The sequence below is a fragment of the Krasilnikovia sp. M28-CT-15 genome (genome assembly GCF_047159595.1).
In the GTDB taxonomy this organism is placed as follows: Bacteria; Actinomycetota; Actinomycetes; order Mycobacteriales; family Micromonosporaceae; genus Actinoplanes.
On sequence record NZ_BAAGAK010000001.1, the window covers coordinates 2,816,636 to 2,834,014 of the forward strand.

At 67.5% G+C, this 17,379-nt stretch carries 20 protein-coding genes; 7 read left to right on the plus strand and 13 right to left on the minus strand.

Features of this window, described 5'->3' with window-relative positions; all coding sequences use genetic code 11:
- Positions 1-42 precede the first annotated feature (42 nt).
- From ACMCNO_RS13200 to ACMCNO_RS13210, 3 genes are all read left to right on the plus strand, one after another.
- Positions 43-282, plus strand: a complete 240-nt coding sequence (locus tag ACMCNO_RS13200; RefSeq protein WP_412749709.1) for a hypothetical protein — start codon at positions 43-45, stop codon at positions 280-282.
- A gap of 1 nt (position 283) precedes the next feature.
- A complete protein-coding gene (locus ACMCNO_RS13205; protein ID WP_412749710.1) occupies positions 284-541 on the plus strand; it encodes a hypothetical protein in 258 nt (85 codons plus the stop codon).
- A gap of 63 nt (positions 542-604) precedes the next feature.
- Positions 605-1,189: a hypothetical protein gene (locus tag ACMCNO_RS13210; protein WP_412749711.1), complete on the plus strand. Its 585-nt coding sequence runs from the start codon at positions 605-607 to the stop codon at positions 1,187-1,189.
- Positions 1,190-1,757: 568 nt separating this feature from the next.
- Here the strand turns inward: ACMCNO_RS13210 and ACMCNO_RS13215 are convergent.
- Together ACMCNO_RS13215 and ACMCNO_RS13220 are read right to left on the minus strand one after the other, a co-directional pair.
- Entirely contained in the window at positions 1,758-2,144 is a 387-nt protein-coding gene (locus ACMCNO_RS13215; protein ID WP_412749712.1) for a hypothetical protein, read from the minus strand.
- A gap of 28 nt (positions 2,145-2,172) precedes the next feature.
- Positions 2,173-3,315: a hypothetical protein gene (locus ACMCNO_RS13220; protein ID WP_412749713.1), complete on the minus strand. Its 1,143-nt coding sequence runs from the start codon at positions 3,313-3,315 to the stop codon at positions 2,173-2,175.
- 110 nt (positions 3,316-3,425) lie between these two features.
- Between ACMCNO_RS13220 and ACMCNO_RS13225 the strand changes: the two genes are divergently transcribed.
- On the plus strand, positions 3,426-3,902 hold the full coding sequence (locus ACMCNO_RS13225) for a PH domain-containing protein (protein WP_412749714.1): 477 nt from the start codon (positions 3,426-3,428) through the stop codon (positions 3,900-3,902).
- A 520-nt stretch (positions 3,903-4,422) separates the two neighbouring features.
- Here the strand turns inward: ACMCNO_RS13225 and ACMCNO_RS13230 are convergent.
- Positions 4,423-5,583, minus strand: a complete 1,161-nt coding sequence (locus tag ACMCNO_RS13230; RefSeq protein ID WP_412749715.1) for a zinc ribbon domain-containing protein — start codon at positions 5,581-5,583, stop codon at positions 4,423-4,425.
- Between the two features lie 4 nt (positions 5,584-5,587).
- On the opposite strand from ACMCNO_RS13230, the gene ACMCNO_RS13235 reads away from it, so the two are divergent.
- Positions 5,588-6,109: an endonuclease/exonuclease/phosphatase family protein gene (locus ACMCNO_RS13235; protein WP_412749716.1), complete on the plus strand. Its 522-nt coding sequence runs from the start codon at positions 5,588-5,590 to the stop codon at positions 6,107-6,109.
- A gap of 545 nt (positions 6,110-6,654) precedes the next feature.
- A complete protein-coding gene (locus tag ACMCNO_RS13240; RefSeq protein WP_412749717.1) occupies positions 6,655-6,966 on the plus strand; it encodes a hypothetical protein in 312 nt (103 codons plus the stop codon).
- Between the two features lie 11 nt (positions 6,967-6,977).
- On the opposite strand, the gene ACMCNO_RS13245 is transcribed toward ACMCNO_RS13240, so the two are convergent.
- Together ACMCNO_RS13245 and ACMCNO_RS13250 are read right to left on the minus strand one after the other, a co-directional pair.
- Complete coding sequence (locus ACMCNO_RS13245) at positions 6,978-8,531, minus strand: hypothetical protein (protein WP_412749718.1); 1,554 nt, start codon at positions 8,529-8,531, stop codon at positions 6,978-6,980.
- Between the two features lie 64 nt (positions 8,532-8,595).
- Positions 8,596-9,675 carry a peptidoglycan recognition family protein gene (locus tag ACMCNO_RS13250; RefSeq protein WP_412749719.1) on the minus strand — a complete coding sequence of 360 codons (1,080 nt, stop codon included), beginning with the start codon at positions 9,673-9,675 and terminating at the stop codon, positions 8,596-8,598.
- Between the two features lie 165 nt (positions 9,676-9,840).
- Between ACMCNO_RS13250 and ACMCNO_RS13255 the strand changes: the two genes are divergently transcribed.
- Complete coding sequence (locus tag ACMCNO_RS13255) at positions 9,841-10,305, plus strand: DUF2690 domain-containing protein (RefSeq protein ID WP_412749720.1); 465 nt, start codon at positions 9,841-9,843, stop codon at positions 10,303-10,305.
- Positions 10,306-10,586: 281 nt separating this feature from the next.
- On the opposite strand, the gene ACMCNO_RS13260 is transcribed toward ACMCNO_RS13255, so the two are convergent.
- The 8 genes from ACMCNO_RS13260 to ACMCNO_RS13295 all read right to left on the minus strand — a co-directional run bounded on the left by ACMCNO_RS13260 (position 10,587) and on the right by ACMCNO_RS13295 (position 17,354).
- Positions 10,587-11,234, minus strand: coding sequence for a hypothetical protein (locus ACMCNO_RS13260; RefSeq protein WP_412749721.1), 648 nt, complete (start codon positions 11,232-11,234; stop codon positions 10,587-10,589).
- Between the two features lie 299 nt (positions 11,235-11,533).
- Positions 11,534-11,764, minus strand: coding sequence for a hypothetical protein (locus ACMCNO_RS13265; protein WP_412749722.1), 231 nt, complete (start codon positions 11,762-11,764; stop codon positions 11,534-11,536).
- A 30-nt stretch (positions 11,765-11,794) separates the two neighbouring features.
- Positions 11,795-12,424: a hypothetical protein gene (locus ACMCNO_RS13270; protein ID WP_412749723.1), complete on the minus strand. Its 630-nt coding sequence runs from the start codon at positions 12,422-12,424 to the stop codon at positions 11,795-11,797.
- A 1,120-nt stretch (positions 12,425-13,544) separates the two neighbouring features.
- Complete coding sequence (locus ACMCNO_RS13275) at positions 13,545-14,315, minus strand: recombinase family protein (RefSeq protein ID WP_412749724.1); 771 nt, start codon at positions 14,313-14,315, stop codon at positions 13,545-13,547.
- A gap of 183 nt (positions 14,316-14,498) precedes the next feature.
- Positions 14,499-14,756, minus strand: a complete 258-nt coding sequence (locus ACMCNO_RS13280; protein WP_412749725.1) for a transposase — start codon at positions 14,754-14,756, stop codon at positions 14,499-14,501.
- Positions 14,757-14,868: 112 nt separating this feature from the next.
- Positions 14,869-15,666 (minus strand): hypothetical protein, encoded by a 798-nt coding sequence (locus ACMCNO_RS13285; protein WP_412749726.1) that lies wholly within the window; start codon positions 15,664-15,666, stop codon positions 14,869-14,871.
- Between the two features lie 11 nt (positions 15,667-15,677).
- The gene (locus ACMCNO_RS13290; protein ID WP_412749727.1) at positions 15,678-16,475 is read right to left on the minus strand and encodes a hypothetical protein; all 798 of its coding nucleotides are present in this window, start codon (positions 16,473-16,475) and stop codon (positions 15,678-15,680) included.
- A gap of 51 nt (positions 16,476-16,526) precedes the next feature.
- The gene (locus ACMCNO_RS13295) at positions 16,527-17,354 is read right to left on the minus strand and encodes a hypothetical protein (RefSeq protein ID WP_412749728.1); all 828 of its coding nucleotides are present in this window, start codon (positions 17,352-17,354) and stop codon (positions 16,527-16,529) included.
- Between the last annotated feature and the right edge of the window lie 25 nt (positions 17,355-17,379).

Genomic DNA, 17,379 nt, shown 5'->3' on the forward strand with positions numbered 1-17,379 from the left:
CCACGGCGGAGCAGGTCGTCGCGCACACCGACGTAGTCGACGATGCCGCTGTCGGGATTCCAGCGCAGCTCGGCGACCAACCTGCCAGAGCCGTCGGTGACGGACACGCTCGCCAGCCCGGGACAGCCCGGATCGTCGTGGTCGGTGACGGTGAACCCGTCCAGCGCGCTGGTCATACCGCAGACGGTGCCCGCTGGCGCGCGCACCGCACTGCGCGGTCCGGCAGGTCAGCAGGTCGCGGTGGCCGCGGTCAACGTCGCGGCGACCGGGGCGGGGCAGTGACGTGCGCGGTCCCGTCGTCGACGACCCCGAACACGCCTCTACGTACGGCAAGAAGATGGACTATCGCGGCGAACTGCTCATTCAGGTTCCAGCAGGGACAGATCCTAAGGTGTTGATGGACGCGTTCTGGTCCGCTCGTAAGGATGACCGTCTGCTGGCGAAGTTTGCGGACCTGTATGCGGCATTCCGGGATCCTGACGGAAAGCCGCTGGGATTGTGGATGATCGGGGCGCGGGGCATGGGCGTGCCCGGCGTCTGATGGCGGCGGAAGGGGCGATGTGGCCACACACGTGTTCCTGGCTGTCTTCGCGGAGACGTGATCATGGAGCTCGGGATCGCCGTGCCGGTCGGGTCCACGGGACATCTGGGTCACTACCGGGGAGGCGAGGGCGTGCCGCGCTCGTCGGCGTTGCGGGAGGAGTCGTCGGCGTTGTGGCGGCTGCTGGCCACGCACGCCGGGCACCATTTCACGGCGTTGTACGAGGGCGCGGAGCGCTGGCGCGAGCTGTACGTGGGTGACCTGGGGCCCGATGTCGTGGGCGGCGACGCGGACCTGGACATCCCGTTTGAGGATTTCTTGTACGGGTGGCGGGAAGGCGATCAGGCCGGCTTGTCGGTCGCGGGTCACGGCGTTCTCCGGTGCCTGGAGTGTGGGGCCGGTCTGTGGCTGGGCAAGGCCTACGGTGCTGGTCCGGATGAGGTGTCGTTTTTCCACGCCGGGGCCGGGGCCGGGGGTGGTCGCGGGAACTCGGCGAATGTGCCGGTCAACCGGGCGTTGTGGCGTTTCCTCGCCGAGCATGTGATGCATGAACTGTCTGTCGGCGTTAACGGTGAGGCACCGGCCGCCGTGATAGGCGGCACTGATGGACCTTCGTTCGAGGATTACGTCGCCGGCTGGCCCGGCTGAGGCCGTGGCTTTTCGTCAGGTGCTCTCGCTACGCGAGGTACCGAGGAGTCGGTGCATCAACGGGATGTTGGCCCCATATGGACTGCCAGCTCTCTGGTGGCGATCACCGTGTGCGTATCCCGTGTGTTGAGCCTCGGACACAATTGATCAAGGAATGACCTGCGGCGTTGGCGTGTGACTCATCGACGGCTGAAGCGTACGGCGAGGTCACAGGCGTGGGGGTTCAAGTCCCGCTTCGACACAGCCGCCGAGCACACCGCGAAGCGACCGTGCGTTCCCACGGCCGCCGCGGGTTGGCCAGGATCGACGCCGCGGAACGACTAACCAGGCGGTTCGGGTGCGTGCATGGTCATGCCCTGACGACTTCACTGAGGGAACCGCTGACGGCCCACCACAGGCTCTGCGTGCCGTCACGATCCAGGACTTCGTGCTCATCTTCGTGTCCCAGGCACCGGCCTGCGTGCCAGGCGGTGTCGAAGCGCACCGCGCTTTCCGCGGCTCTGTTCCTTGGGTGAGCGCTCGACCTGGCCCTCTCGCGGCGGCGAGGCGGGCCAGCGCGCGGGCCGTGTCAGGAACGATCGCGGCCCGGTGGGGTGTCTTCCCGCTCACGATGTTCGTCGGCGGAGTCGTCCTCCGCCGTGGCGGCTTCCTGGCCCGCCAGCGCCCGGTCCAGATCTTCGGCCATCTGCTCGGGATCCAGGGTGGCCAGGTTGGCGAGGCCGCCGTTCAAGGTCTCCCGGTAGTAGTCCGACGCGGCCAGCTGCCGCATGTCGAGTGCGCCGTCGCGCAGCTGCTCGCCGATCTCGCGCAGGGTGGGGTCCGAGCTACTCGCCATGGTGTCGTACAGGAATCGATTACCGGCTTCCTCGTCGAGGAGGATGTCGCGGTAGCCAGCTTCGGCCACCTTCTCCAGCAGGGCACGAAGGTGTGGTGGGTATTCGTCGAAGGATCCCATGGGCGGGGCCTCTCTAGCGGGTGTTGGTTCAGCGCGGCAGGGCCGGTGCCGACGGCAGCGGGGTGGCAGGCTTGAACGAGCCGTTGATCATTCCGAAGTCGCCGGCGGCAGCATCGACGGAGCTGGTGAGCGCGTTCACCCGCGACACCATGTCCGCGATGATCTTGATGATGTTGAAGACCTCTTTGCAAACCTTGTAAACCTTGGTCAAGGTGAACGCGCCCAGGACCAAGGCCAGCGGCACGCCCACCCCACTGGCAGTGAGGCCGCCCGTCGCGGCACCCGCGGCCGCCGCGCTGATGGCCGCGTCGGTGATGTCGCTGAGGATGTTTCCGATGGTCGAACTCATGTCGTAGCAGCCTTCGGCCGCGCCGTCGTACTCCTGGCCGAGTTGCCGCAAAGCGACGCTGGTGTCGAACAGCGACCTTCGGATCAGGTGCAGGTTCGCGACCGCCGCGTCCGCGGCGTTGCCGTGCCAGCTCCCGTTGATTCCCAGAATGGCCCGCCCCAGATTGAGGTGCATGTCAATCAGAGCGTTGGAGAGGTTAGTCATCGTGACGCCGGTCGCCTTCATGCCCGCCCAGTCGCCGAGCACCGGCTTCAGCACAGCCTCGAAGATGTCGTACTGGCGGTCGCAGACGCCAAGCTCCATGCCGAGCCAGGTGACCGCCCAGATGGCGTCGCGCAGCAGCCCGGTCGGGCTGGACAGGTCGGTCCAGCTCGGCTCGTACGGCATCTTCTGGTTGAAATCAGGCAATGCGGCCAGGCGCTGGGACGGCTCGGCGCCGTCACCGAAGCTGTCCGGCGGATTGCGGTAGTCGTACGTGACAGCGATGTCGCCGTCGCCAGCCCCCGTGACGTTCACTCCTGGCATCGACCTGTCGATCTTCTCGGCGGAGGCCAGATCGGTGGAACGGTAGTGCTTCGCGGCCGCCTCGACCGCATCCGCCACGCCCGGCATCGTCGTGCCGGCAAGCGCGCCGAGGTAAGTCTCGATGCGGCCCTCAATCTGGTCGTCGGACCTCCGTAACAGATTGATGATGCCTTCGCCGCTGAAGGCGATGCCCGCGTTGCGATCCCAATAGGCTCGCATGGCCGACGCATCCTCGCTGGCACGATCGAGCAATCGGGTCAATGCGCCCATAGCAGCTAAATCAACGTCAAACTGCATGGAGTCCCCTCTGCGATCATCGAGTCCGCGAGGCTAGCACTCCCTGGAGCAGATCACTGTCCCGTGAAGCTTGATCCGACACCGTTGACCGCCGTGCCACAATGGCCGGCGTGTCGGAGAGCCGTTCGCTGTATTCCAAGTTCAACCGCTACCTGCATGCCACTGTCGCGGTCGTGTTCGGCATCGCCGCGATCTCGTTCGTGGTCGTCGCCTTCCGGCCCGATGAGGTCAACGTCGGAGGCCTGATCGGCGCGGGTGTTATCGCCGCGCTGCTGGCCGGTGTCTTCGCCCGCATCAGCCGCCTACGGGTCGTCCTCCACGACGACCACGTGGACGTGGTCAACCCGTTGCGGACCCACCGCTTCCGCTGGGCCGACATCGACGCCATCGACACGGTCGTATTCCACGGCTGGCGGGTGCGGATCTGGAGTAAAGGGACCGCGCGGTTCGCCTTCGGCCTTTCGCAGTACAGCAAGTACACCCACCGGCGCGAGGATGATGACGTCCGACGCGACGCACCCCGCTGGCTCAGCCGCGGCTACTCCGAACTGCGCGAGTGCTGGCAGTCCCGCCGACAGATTGCCTGACCGAAGGTGCTGGCTAAGTTGTTCAGGTTCGCGGGGAAATAGGTGTCATTGTCGTGCCTGGCTCAGCTGCTCCCTCACCTTGGCCCGGTCAAGCGGATAACACCCGGCCTTCGTGCCGGGCATATGCGTCGGGCGGCTCTCCGTTCAGCGACTGATGGCGGTTCTCGGCATCGCAGAAAGTGCAGAGATCCGTTCTGAGCTGCCGTGACGGTGTGGATTTGTCCCTGGAAGGGGACAGCCAGCCACCCGGGCGTCCAATGCCCGGCATCCGCTTCTGCCGAGTCCGAAATCGCCCCGGCAGAACTCATGGCACTATCGGCAGCGGCGACCACAGCCACCGTCGGCGCGGCCGACGCCGCACCACCCCGGACTCCTTCGAGGGCCGCCGCCACCCTGCTCACCCTGAGGAGCGGGGCGGTCCAGCCGGCCTCGCCTGGATCCGGTTCCTCGTGGCGACCATCGCGCCGAGAAGAGTGGTGGCCAGATGGCCGGCTTTCCGGCGTGACCTGTAGAAGCAGCGTCAGGTTGATCGAGATTCGGACGGCGATCCTCGACCAGGCCAGCAACATCGTCGCCGACACCGGCGTCCGACCGACCTCCAACACGAACCGGGTCGAGAACACCGCGTCCGGCCCATGCCGCACCGGTCTGTATCGGACGGCCGCGGCTGTTCGTCGAGTTCGGATCCCGCACCCCGCCTACCGCATCGGGCGTGTTCGCGTCGGAATTCGCCTCGGTGGTCTGCTGACGGCGGATTTCTGAGCACCACGTCGCGGGCGAGACCGATCCTTTGGTTTACGGGTTGCATGCCAGTTCGCTGAATGCGATCACCGTGTGCGTATCCCTTGTGTTGAGCCTCGGACACTAACCCAATGCCTACGGCAACGTCCGGGTCGAGGTCAGCCTCGACTCGGACGTTGCCGTATGTGGGGTGGTACGTCAACCTGATGCTCAACTGCTGGTTGATCTGCGCCTTGGCCGGCGCCAGGTCGGCGCGGCGCAGGCTGGTGCGCAGGTCTCCAGCTCGGTGGACGAGGTCTCGGATCTGGTCGCGGCTCATCCGGGGGAGGTTCGTGCGGGCGCGGTCGGGACGTCGGCGTGCTGCGGCGACCGCACGGGCGGCGGTGGTTTCGGCGATCCAACCGGCGACCAGGGCAGGATCAGTGCCCTCATCGAGCAGCGCCCGATAACCGGCGATCTTGCGGTCGCAGTCGTCGATGATCTGCTGGTTCGGGTCGGCCGGTTCCGGGAGGGGTACGGGCTGGCTGGCGTACATCGCCTCGATGGTGTCCTCAAGCTGCCCGGGTGCGAGGGCGCCGAGGAGCCACTTGTCCAGGGCCGGGGTGAGGTGGTCCTCGCGGAGGTAGACGTTGCGTGGGTGGGGGATCTTGTTGGCGATGGCGTACTGCTCAGGGAAGCGGCAGCGGTAGTAGGCACGCCCGCGCAGCCACTGGCCTTGCATCCGTCGCTGGCACACCCCGCAGAAGAGGGCACCGCGGAACAGATACGGCTTGGGGGAGCGGCGGGGCCTCACGGTGGTCGCGGCGCCCTTGGTCGCGAGCCGCGCCTGAACCTCGCGGAAGGTGTCGAGGTCGATGATCGCCGGGTGCGCGGGCGAGTCGGACCAGATCCAGGCGTCGGCATTGTTCCACGTGAGCTTGGTTCGGTGCCCGAGGGCCACGTCGGTGACGTCGACCTTCCCTGGCGGGCGGTTCAACCCTCGGGACGAACACGAACGCGCCCGCTACGCCGCCTACGCCCTCACCCGCCGCGCCGGGGAAGCCGCCACCCTGCGCGTGGCCCTCACCGACGCCTTGGGCGGGCCGGGCGAGCATCGGGTGATCCTGACCGGGGACCTCAACGACACGCCGCAGGCAGCCACAACCCAACTGCCGCTCGGTCCGCCTGGTTCCGAGATCGGCACCCGGGGCTTCGACCAGCCTGACCGCGGCGACAACCAGCGGATGTGGAACCTTGCCCCGCTCATGCCCCCGGGGCACGACTACTCCCGCATCAATAGCGGTCGCACGGAACTCATCGACCACATCCTCGTGTCCCACGCCCTCGTCTCACCGCTGTCCGCGGTCACCGCACACGCCATCATCGACACGTCGCTGACGTCCATCGACCCCAGCGACCCAGAGGCCCGCCGCGACTCCCCGGCTTCCGACCACGCACCGGTCCTGGCGACCTTCACTAATCTCTGAACACACGGCCGAACGCGCAGGACACGGTGCTGGGCGACCGTACGGACCTCCCGTCGTCGATCACCTCGCCGACCACGGCTTGTCCCGCAGTCCTCACCGCCTTGGCCCACGCACCGCTGGTCAGCACCGATGGCTGCTGGTGCCTTGAGATCGAGGTCCGGGTGAACCCGGCGCCGTAGCCTCCACGGTGCCCGTTCTGTCGGGCACCATCTCCGATATGGCCCTGGATCCCGTTACGCGCTTGCCGGCTGGCTCACCCAGCAGGCGGGTAATGCCCTCGTTTAGCGAAGTCGAGGTGCCACGGGTTCGTCAGGCGTTTCCACCTGAGCCGGTGCAGGCCGACCGCCTCGGGCACCGTGACGATCACGAACAAGACTGACCGCCCGCTCGAGGGCACTTCCGGGACAGTCGCGTACGCCCTTCCCGCCCCGCTTGCAGCGCTTGGCCCGGCATGCAATGACCCGGCGGTGAGCCGCGGATCCGGTTCAGACTCACCGAACCAGTCGATGACGACGACCCGGCGAAACGTTCAGGGGAGGTAGGTCATGTCGAAGCTCATCACCCGGGGGATTCTCGGCATCGTGGTGGCCGCGATGGCCACCGGCGGCGCCGCCGCCACCGGATCCGCATCAGCCCCGCACGCGCGAGTTGTCTGTTCCGCCGGAACGCGGGACAGCAGCCACGGCTGGGCCTCCTGCACGAAGAAGTCCGGCCGTGGGGCGACGCGGCCGTGGCAGCTCAAGACCCGATGTTCGGTGTGGCCCGTGTCCAGCGGAAAGATCACCGGGCCGGCTCGCGTCGAGGTCACGTGTCCGTGGCCGCAGAAGGCGCGCTATTCGTACGTCCAGTTCTTCTGAGCCGAACGGCGCTACTGCGCCGGCGGGACCGTGTTCAGCAGCCACAGGGCCGTCATGCGTGAGGAGGACGGCATCGACGGGTCATCGCGGATGTGCACGAGGACACCGCGATGGCCCTCGGTGCCCAGGCCGTACGTGAGGCCGTGCAGGATCCCCTCGCCCGGGCCCGACGGGCTGGACCGCCATGCCGCGCGCTGACAGGCGAGAATGGTGTGCCACTGCTCCGCCGCGAAGGTTCCGGTGCAGTGCGGGATGGCCCACGCGGCGTTGTAGCGAAGCTGCGCTGGGAAGGCCGGTCCGGACAGAATCCGGTACAGCAGCGGGCGATGCATGTCCACGCGCAGATTCGTGAGCGCGCGCAAGGAGATCTCGTGCCCGTCGTCGGCCCGGCGCGCGATGCTGGCGGTGATCTCACCGAGGAGGGCCTGCGCCACCGCCTGCCGGTACGGCGTGCTCGCGATCAGCATCGTCGCGATCATCCGTTGGTCCGGATCCGTGCCGCCGACCACCATCCGGACGAGATCCGTCAGGACGTCGTCGACGTCCGTGCCGTTGTCCGGCCCGCACCGTTGCGCCGCGGCGGCGATGCGGGGACCGGGCCCCTGCCCCAGATTCGCATCGGGATTCTCGGACGCCCGGCAGGCGCGGGCTCCGGGGGGTCGAAGCCGGGCCGCCGCGCCGGGTGCATGGCGGACGACGGCGGAGGCGACCTCGGTAACCAGCGGCCGCAGCACCTGCGTCAGGCCCGGGTCGGCCAGCAGCCGGCCGATGCACGCGACCACGCGCGCCAGTTCGGTCTGGAAGTGACCGTGCCTGATCTTGTGCACGGCGGCCAGCAGGGCGCCGTAGCAGGCGCGTTCGGTGGCGGGGCGTTCCAGCTGGGACAGCACGTAGCGGTTCGCGTCCGGGTGCGCGGTGACCGACAGAAGCGCCAGCGGTTCGATCACGACGGGCGAGGACGGGTCCTCGGCCAGCGCAATGCATGCGGCGACCAGGAACGGACCCGCGACCGGGTGCTCGAGGAGCCGGCTGACCGCTTCGTTGCGCTGTAGCCATGCCGTGTTCTGGGCGATCGTCAGTTCCATCAGGAGCTGTTCGGCGATGTCCTGCCACAGTTTCGGTGGGTGCAGCACCAACGCCGGTTGGGCACCGATGAGGTCGGTCAGCTTCCCCCAGCTGACCCCGGTCATGGCGCCACCCGGATCGGCCGCACGATCGAGCAGATCGTGCAGCTCCTCGGTGGGTGGTGCGACGACGGTGGGCTGGTCCACCGGCGCGGACCGGCGGCCCGGCCCGGGGATCGTCCTTAGCGCCGCGTCGCTGATGGTGACCAGCGACTCCGTTGGCAGTCCGAGCAGCTGCTCGTAGCGTCGGATCGTCGGCCGGCCCACCGGGAGCGCGCCCTTCTCCCACCGGGTGATCTGGGACGGGGCAAGCGGTCGCTCGCCGTCGCGGCGGAACGCGCGAGCGAACTCCTGCCCCGAGCGCAATGACGGGTTCGGACCCAGCCGCCGATTGGTCCGCAGCAGCCAGCCGATGTAGGTGGTCAACGGCGTTGCTGACACGCACACATCGTCACCGGACCGGGCGGAGCTCGTACAGTGATGTGTCGGAAATCAGCGGATTCACTTACCAAAAGACCTGGTTGGTGCGGCAGCGCGCGACGTCGCGCCGCAGTGCGGGCAGCCGCGCAGCGAATCGATCACCCGGGCAGATGGTCGGTTGCCAGTCACGGTGCCCGCTGATCACATCGACCGTACGGGCCGCGCCGGTGATCGGATTGACGTAGCCGGCGACCCTCAGCGGATCCAGCTGGGTGAGCCCCGCCAGGGTGGCCAGCACTCGGGTCAGCGCCTCGCGCGCGACCACCGTGGGTTCCCGGTCGGTGAGCGTGCCGAGCAGCGCGACGCCGACGTTGCCCGCGTTGAAACCGAGCACGTGGGCACCGTTGACCATCTGCGGCCGGCCGCCCGCATCGGCCGGACCGAAGACCGGAGCGGGGTCGGTACCGGACCAGCGCCCTTCGTACACCGTGCCGGCCTCGTCAATGAGCAGGTGATAGCCGATGTCGCCCCAGTCCTGCGTGATCGCGTGGTAGTAGTAGATCGCCCGCACGGTCGCCGCGGGGTTCCGGTCGCCGCTGGACGTCGCCGTGTGGTGCACCGTCAGCGTCTGCACCGGGAAGTACGCCGGTGGCCAGGTCTGACTACCGTCGGGTTCCAGGCGCAGGGACTCGTCCGCGCCCCACGCGGCTCTCCTCAGGTAGCGTACCGACGTCCCGCCGACGGCCAACGCCCGCGCGGACGGCCCGCCGAGAGTGTTGAGTTCCGTGACCTCCACGCCGGCGGCCGCCCCGCCCACGAACGTCAGCTCGTACCCCACCGCTGCGGGCACTTCCAGCAACGCCCGGTGCACCGGGCCGGCGCCCGGCCCGCACGAGCCGACCGGTGTCGCGACCCGCCGGGACGACCAGCCGGTCCGGTACCGGATCGAGATCGCTGGCCGGCCGGTCCCCTTCCAGCGGACGACGAGATGGCTCAACGGGAAGGCGCTCTCCGGCCGAAGCACCTGGTCGCCGGTCACGGCGACCCGCGACGCCAGCGTGCGGTCCGCGGCCGTGCGCGGCACGGCTGCCGCGGCGCGCCTCGGCAGGGCCAACGCGGCGAGGGTGCCGGCTCCGGCGGTGAGCACTGCGCGGCGGGTTGTCATCGGTCTTCCCCCTGTCTGTGCGGGTCGGTGGAACCTCACCGTCCCCGATCCGGGCCCCGGGACGACCCGGCATTGCATGCCTAGGGGAGCCGTGCAATGCCCCGCCGCTGCATCCGCCCGACGACGCATTCTCACCTTCCGCATGTCGAGTGATGGGGGAGAAAAATGCGAATCACGTACCGGTTGACCGCCACCGTTCTCATCAGCGTCGTCTCGGCCGTCTTGACGCTGTCGGCGCCGCGTCCCGCGGCGGCGGGGCCGACCTGTTACCAGTCATCGTGCAACGGTCAGGATCCGAGTCGCTATTCCTGCAGTGCCGACACGATCTCCTCGTTCTACTACAACGGATCGAGTCCGGACCTGCGCGGCGCGCTGATCGAGCTGCGCCGCTCCCGCAGCTGCGACGCGGCCTGGGCGCGGGTCACCAACGGAAGCTGCCGCCCGATGTGGATCCCCTGCGGGTTCGTCCTGGAGGTCTCCCGCGGTACCACCCAATACGGCGCCAACCCGACTCCCGGCGCGCAGGTGTGGACCACCATGTGGTCGTTCCGGAACTATGTCCGGGCCTGTTTCGTCGTGGACTTCGTCGGCGATTCCTATCGTCGTGACGGTTGCACCGGCTGGCATTGAGAACCCGCGCGAGCGTACTTGAGCCTGCGCCGTCGTGTCGGCAGTCGATTCGGCGCTGCCGTCCGCGATGCTCGGTTCGAGGGCGCGGTGGTCAATGGCGGTGCGCAGATGTCTGACGGCTGCGGGGGCGGCGCTCGCCGCGACCGTGCCGGCCGCCTGCGGCGGAGCCGATCCGCGGCCGGTGCCTTCGCCGACGGTGGCCCCCACGGCCCGCGCGTGTGTCACCGACCGCAAGCTCATGCCGAGCTGCGGCATGCTCTGGGGCGCGGCCGCCGGTGGGTTCAGCGCGGTGCCGCGGGACCGGGCGTTGCGGACGTGGGAGGACCGGACCGGCCGCACCGTGACGATCTTCCACACCTACCACCGGGGTGACGACGTGTTTCCGAGCCCCGCGGAGGCCGCCATGACCCGGGACCCGACCCGGCCCCGGGTCCTGCTGGTGAACTGGCGGCGTCGCGCCCGGCGGGTAGCAACGGATGCGGCACCGGGCGGAGGATGGGTGTGGGCGGACGCTGGAGTGCTCGCAGCAGCACCGTCGCGATCCGTGGGGTACAGGGCGATTGCGCGGCGGCCGCCAGGCGGATGGCACCGACGATGTTGATCAGCGGTTGGTCAGCGTCTACGAAACCCTGGACGCCGGACTCGGCGGCCAGCACCACGGTGTCGGCCTGGGCGTGTTCGGCCCGGACGCCGATGCCGAGCAGCCGCGTGGTTGGCGTGCTGCGTCGTAGCGCGAGCAGGACTGGCATCAGCTCGTCGGTGCCAAAGTCGAGCAGGGCAACGGCTGGCTTGCGTGGACTGATCAGGGCCATCGCCTCGCTGCCAGACTCGGAGTGCGCGATGAGTTTACACCCGGGCTCTGAATTGATCACGTCGGCTTGGGCGTCGCGGTAGGCGCGTACTGGTGCGATGAGGACGATGCCGATCATGTGACCTCCGCCCCTCGTCCGGGAGACCGCAGGACCGTATCCGCTGCTTGGTGTAACGGATGCGCTAGTCAAACAGCGTTGGTCCCGTCAGCAAGACGAACGCCCCGAAAGGGGGATGTACGGCCGGGTGGGGCTGCTCAACACCTGTCGGGAGTGGAGGGATTCGATACTTCTTCGACGACAGCAAGCAGCGGGAGATCGCCGATGAGATCGCCCTGCTGCGCACGCTTGCCCAGCAGGACGGGATGCGGGCTGTGGGAATGTTCGATGACAATGGCATCCGTAGTCGATGGCGAAAATCAGTCGGCGCCCTGGCCTGCGGCGTCGGCGTTGGCGTCGGTCTCGACCTCGCTCGCCGGAAGACGCGGTGAGAGTTGCCCCCACGGTGGCCGGTAACTCGCCGCCACCTTGGGGGTTTTGTCGAGCACTTGAGGTCCGTGCCGGTCCATGGCCTCGCGGTTGAAATTGAGCCACCACCGGTACGCTACGAGCGAGGCGACAACGATAAGAGCGATCAGCCATGCGGGCATCGGATACACACCTCCTGGTGTCTGCCGCGGTTATCGCGCATCTTTACGTTCTGGTTCTCCAGTTCGGCGCGTCGGGCACACGGCCTTACACCATGCCCACCGGTAGCCGACGAAGACGGCGAGAAGTTGGCTGAGCGCGATTGCAGCGCACCATGTAGCCATGTAGGGATCGTCCCAATTGGAGGCGTAAAGTTCCAATGCGAAGGCCGGGACGTAAGCGATCGAGAGATACAGAACAAGAAGTCCAACGATGAGGCGGACCTGCCATTGATCGGTGGTTATCAGCCGCGCCACCCGCTCCCCCAGCAGCGGCCCCAAGGTGAGAGAGATGAACCACACAATTACATCCTTGGGCACCGGGACTCCGGTGATGTGGGACTCCCAACCGACCGCACTAACCAACGCGACGCACGCGATGACGCCATGCAGCACTACGTGCAACATCCGTGGTCTGAGAAGCCAGACACGGAGCCGGATCAATACTGCTGCCCGAATGAGATCCAGCGCCGACATCGTGGCATCAAGGCGACCAAGGCCGGTCTGAGTTAGGCCGTCGCGGTACTCGGCGGCGCAGGCCCGCCACTGGGAGCCGGGCCATAGCTCGATCAGGGCGGCGACCGCTGCAAGCGCCGCCGAGAGTGCGAAATTCTGGCCAGGCATTGTACCGCCCGAACTGCGAAACCAGGTGCGAATGCGCGCACTCCGGTAGCGTCCTGGGAGAGGTAGCCGCCCATGATCCGCCGACTCAACGGCTGTAGCAGGTGTTGCCGGCGAGCATTTCAATTCGCAGGTTAGAACCAAGACGATGATCGGTGATCAGATGATGCGGATGCCGGCGCGGCGCATCGGGGTCGGGTCGTTGACGGAGATGCGGACGTTGCTCACGCCTGTTCGGCGGCAGCGACGACCTTCTGTCTATCCCCGATCTCAGCGGCGACGCCCTCAACGGCGGTCCCCGCGGGACAACCTGTACGGCGAGAATGGCGGCGACACCTCCTACGACCACGCCAGCACCGACAATCTGTACGGTGGGCGGGCTCGGCAACGACAACGTCGACACCCGAGATAGGCCAACGACGACACCGCCGACGGCCTCGAGCTGCGCCACCGACGCCGGTGACAGCACCACCGGCTGCTGACCCTCACCGACATCAGCCAGCAGACCGGACGCCTCGCCCCCACCATGGACGCGGAGGCCCTCGGGCCTGCTGAGCGCGCGCCCCGCGCTCCCAGATCAGAAGCACTCCCCGCACCGCTGTGGTGCGGGAGCTGAGTCGCCTGCCGCCACATCGGCGGGCATGTACGCCCAGTCTTTCCGCGGCCGGGCGTACGTCCGCCCGCACGCCGGGGCCTCGTTACAGGATGACGTCAAGTCACATGCCCGGAAGGCCGGACCCGCGCTCGGCCGGGCCGTCGGCCGACCGGTCGCTTGGGGGTGCCGCGGTCAAGCGCCTCGGGTGGCCGTGCCCGCGCAGGGCGGGCGCACTGCGCTCCCCGCGCCGTGTCCGACCCGGCCCTGGTCCCGCGAGGGGCCCCGCCGGTCGGCATCGCCACCGTCTTCCTCGGGAGGGCGATGGTGTGGCTGATGGTGGCGGCGCCTGCGGCGCCCTTACCTGCCTGCGGGCGTTCGGGCCAGTCGGCGGCGGGGTCAGCGCGCCCCCTGGCGGCGGGCCGCCGGGCACCACCTAGCGGGTGACGTCCAGCCACAATTCCGCTGCCGACGCACTGCGCCGGTCGTCAGCGGTGTGCGACTCGGACACGTTAACCCCACCAAAGTCATTCACGTTTTATGGACGGCTTCGGTGGGTCTTCTTGCCTGCGGTAGGACCAGCGTGGTCAGTCCGGGCATTGCCAGATGACTTGTCTCACCCTGGTCGGCTGAGGCTGCTTCCTCCGGCTCGGTCTCTGCGTCGTCGAGCCCGGTGTCGAGGGTGATGCTGACCGGGGTGCAGGCGATCGCGAACCCGCGGCCGCGGAGCTGTCCGGCGAGGTCGATGGCGTCGATCGCGTCCGGGTCGGTCCCGATCAGATAGGCCAGTTGGGTGCGGGCCTGGTCGATGAGCTGGTCCTGGCGTACGTAGAGGGTTTTGAACCGGTCGGGGTCGGCGTCGCTGGCACTGGCGTGGCCGTGCCGGCAGCGGTAGCGGGCCCGGCCGTGGGCCCAGTGCCCTTCCATGCGGCGTCCGCAGAGCCCGCAGATGAGCGGACCGGTCAGCCGGTACCGGTCGAGGTTGCCGTCGTCCGGCGTGGCGAGCGCGGTGATTCGCTGAACATGGAGGAAGTCGGCTTCGCTGACCAGCGCCGGGTGCGCATCCAGAGGGGAGATCTCCCATTGGTTGCGTGGGTTCCAGGTGCGGGTGGGTTTGCTCCCCGGTGGCCGGCTGCCCTTGTCCCCAGGTCGGGTTTCGTGGTGGTCGATGCTCTGACGGTTCCATACCTGTCGGCCGGTGTAGCGCGGGTTCGCCAGGGCCGCGGCGACGGTTCGTAGCGTCCAGGCGGTTCCGGCGCGGTGCGGGTTGCGGGCCCGGTCGTGCGCCGACGCGCCGGACATGCTCGCCGAGCTGGCGCCGCCGAGCGGCGGTGGCCGTCTCGGCGCGTGCCCGCCAGGCGTAGAACGTTGCCCGCGGCACGCCCAGCAGCCGGCACATGAACGCGATCGGATAGGTGGCCTTCTCCGCGTCGATCAGCGCGCACCGCACGGCTACGGGTGCATCCGGGCGAAGAAGGCCGCGGCCTATTTCAGGAACTCGTTCTCCATCCGCAGCCGGCGAAGTTCGTCTTCCATCTCCTTCACTCGCGCCGCCTCCACCGGACCGGTGTGCTGGTCAGGGTCAGGGTGCTCACGCCGCCAGGCGTTCACCCAACTGCCCAACGTGCCGTCATGAATGCCCAGATCGGGGGCTATCTCCGCGATCGGTTTCCCGGTCTCGATGACCATCTGCACAGCCTCGGCCTTGAACTGTGCGCTGAACCGACGGCGTTGCTCGGGCATGGACTCATCCTCTCAACTCGGAGGACATGTCCAAGATCCTTGGTACGCCTCACAGTTCCGGATGAACCTGGGTGGAGGGCCGATCGATTCGCCCTCCACCCACCATCTGTGGCTACGGCATCGAGCTTCTGAGCCGTGGCAGGGCTTCGAGCGCGATGGCGCGGCTCGTGTTGCGGGTGGCGTTGTTCGCGACCGCGTCACGGTTGAGCGGTGGGCCCACGAGCTTGCCCAGGTGGTACAGCTCGTGGTCGGTCGCCTGGTCGCCGTTGTACGCGACGCAGGTGTAGTGGATCTCGACGGTGACGACGCGGCCTTGGGTGTCGTGCTCAACATATCGCTGCTCATTGCACGAGGGCGCTAGCTTGGCTACCACGACCTCGTAGCTGCGGACCTGGTCGCGCAGCAACAAGTCGACGCCGTTGTGCAGGTTGGCTTTGACGCGGGCGGCGATCGCGATCGCGTAGATCTCACCGATGACGTGGCCGAGGTTGTCGACCGAGTTCTTGCTCACGACGGCGTCGAGGTACGCGGTGGCCAGCGCGGCACACCGGGTGGCCTCCTGCGCCCATAGCTGACGTACCGACGTGGACATGGTGTTGATGTCTGAGAGCTCGATCGCGTGCGCTCTGGCGCAGGCCTGCACCTCGGCGCTGGCGATCGCGTCGATGTGGTTGAGCATCCTTGCCTCGGACGCCTCGATCGCGCCGATGATCTGCTGCGTCGCCGCGTCAAGGTTGCCCCCGCCGCCTGCGCCGTAGAGAGCGCCGGCTACGGCGACGACGGCGCTGACCCAGTCGAAGGCAAACGCGTTAGCGGTGGCGGCCGGTGCCTTGGCTGAGGCTGGTGCCGGCGGGGCGAGGCCGACCACGCCGATGGCGGCGGCCAGCAGGCCGGCCGTCGCACGAGACAACAGTCTTGTCCTCACTGTTGTTCCTCCAGCTTCCTCAGCTCCTGTTCCAGCATGGGCAGGTACTCCTTGGCCACGATCCAGCTCGACTTCTGGCCGGCCTCGAGTTTGACCGCGTCGATGTTGACCGGTCCCAGGTAGTACCGGCCCCCGATGACCTGTTCGGACTTCGTCACCTCGTCCACGTTGTTGGCGGCCACACATCGGTAATCCCGCTGGTAACCGCCGGGGAACGTCTTCGTGTTGATCCACTTACAGTCCGGCTCGAGCGTCTCGATCATCTGCCTGTTGGCCGCGACGTATTCCCGCATTACGGCTATGAGGTACGGCCTACTCCCGACGAAATCGGCGCCTACCAGCGCGATCTGGTACAGCTGGATGACGGCCTGTGCGATCTGCTCGGCTGACGGCCGGTCCACCAACGTCAGCAGCCCCGCGCCCTTCCGCCCAGCCCGGGCCACGTCGCGCGTCCACTGTTCGAGGCCGAGCTCGTCATCGATGATTCCTTCAATGTCGGTGAACTCGGTGCTGGCGCTGTCGGCCGCGGCCTTAACCTCGGCGGCCACGATCGCGTCGATGTGCTTGATGACTTCGTTCTGGGACGTGGTAACGGCGCTGATGGCCAACTGGATAAATGGCTTGAGATCGGCGCCCGAGGCCTTTCCGGCCCTGAGCCGGCCAAGAGCGGAAAGCACATCGAACAGCTTGATGGCCACGCCGTCGGCTGCCTGCGCCGGCTGCGCGGTACCCGGCAGGATTACCGTCAAAGCCAATATCGACGCGGCGAGACCGCGTAGCAGTCTGGTTCTCAACTCGACACTCCTTTGCAGACTCGTTGCCCGGGGAAGTGATGCGGTCAGACTTCAATGGCCGACAATCTTCCGCTGTTGGCGCAGCGGGTTGAGGAATGGCCATTTGAGGTCGAGTCTGACGAGCTCAATGATCCGCCCGTCCTGGAAGATCAGCCGTTCGTTGCCCTTGTAGAAGCTGTAATTCAGGCTGCCGGACGGTTCTCGCTCGACCGAGATGTCGTCGAGGCCGTACGTGTAATACTCCGGCAGGAAGGGGAATTCCCGGCTGATGGAGCCGCTGGTCACCGCGTAATTTGTGTCGTTGAAGAACGCGAAGTTCCCTCCCTTCACCACCATGTGGGAGATCGGGAAGTAGGTGGTGGTGGAGTTGTTGAAGTCGCTGATCCCGTCGTAGCTTTGCGGCAGGAACTGCTGTCCGGGGATGATGCCGGCGTCCTCGAAGACGATGACCTCATTGCCCTTCGTCCAGGTGTGCCGCCAGTAGTATCCCGAGCGGCTGAACGCGATGCCGGCGGAGTCGACGTCGTGAGTGAACCGCTCCGGCAGGAACGGCCACTTCAGCCGGATCAGTTGCGGACCCTCGATGATGCCACGGTCATTGAAGATGACGTACTTGTCCCCGATCAGCGCCATGTGATACCACACGTTTTGCCGCTCGACCGTGGTCACGGCGTCGAAGTTGCGCAGCGTGGTGGTGGCAGCCGCGGCCGTTGCGGCGGACATGGGTAGAGTCACCACCGCAACGGCGATGCTGAGTAGCGCAAACAACCGCCGCCACCGCCCAGGCAGCCATCTGGCGGACACTCTGTGCATGATTCCTCCATAAGCCGTTGCCCGATGAGCGACGCCGGGCGGCGCCGCCGGCAGCCGCACCTCCACCGCGTCCACTTCCGCGCCAGGCCGG

Bases quoted from the DNA above. Each gene is read 5' to 3' on its own strand.
- ACMCNO_RS13200 (WP_412749709.1), top strand. From the start codon at position 43: ATGCCGCTGTCGGGATTCCAGCGCAGCTCGGCGACCAACCTGCCAGAG.
- ACMCNO_RS13210 (WP_412749711.1), top strand. From the start codon at position 605: ATGGAGCTCGGGATCGCCGTGCCGGTCGGGTCCACGGGACATCTGGGT.
- ACMCNO_RS13215 (WP_412749712.1), bottom strand. From the start codon at position 2,144: ATGGGATCCTTCGACGAATACCCACCACACCTTCGTGCCCTGCTGGAG.
- ACMCNO_RS13220 (WP_412749713.1), bottom strand. From the start codon at position 3,315: ATGCAGTTTGACGTTGATTTAGCTGCTATGGGCGCATTGACCCGATTG.
- ACMCNO_RS13240 (WP_412749717.1), top strand. From the start codon at position 6,655: ATGTCGAAGCTCATCACCCGGGGGATTCTCGGCATCGTGGTGGCCGCG.
- ACMCNO_RS13250 (WP_412749719.1), bottom strand. From the start codon at position 9,675: ATGACAACCCGCCGCGCAGTGCTCACCGCCGGAGCCGGCACCCTCGCC.
- ACMCNO_RS13255 (WP_412749720.1), top strand. From the start codon at position 9,841: ATGCGAATCACGTACCGGTTGACCGCCACCGTTCTCATCAGCGTCGTC.
- ACMCNO_RS13260 (WP_412749721.1), bottom strand. From the start codon at position 11,234: ATGATCGGCATCGTCCTCATCGCACCAGTACGCGCCTACCGCGACGCC.
- ACMCNO_RS13265 (WP_412749722.1), bottom strand. From the start codon at position 11,764: ATGCCCGCATGGCTGATCGCTCTTATCGTTGTCGCCTCGCTCGTAGCG.
- ACMCNO_RS13270 (WP_412749723.1), bottom strand. From the start codon at position 12,424: ATGCCTGGCCAGAATTTCGCACTCTCGGCGGCGCTTGCAGCGGTCGCC.
- ACMCNO_RS13275 (WP_412749724.1), bottom strand. From the start codon at position 14,315: ATGTCCGGCGCGTCGGCGCACGACCGGGCCCGCAACCCGCACCGCGCC.
- ACMCNO_RS13280 (WP_412749725.1), bottom strand. From the start codon at position 14,756: ATGCCCGAGCAACGCCGTCGGTTCAGCGCACAGTTCAAGGCCGAGGCT.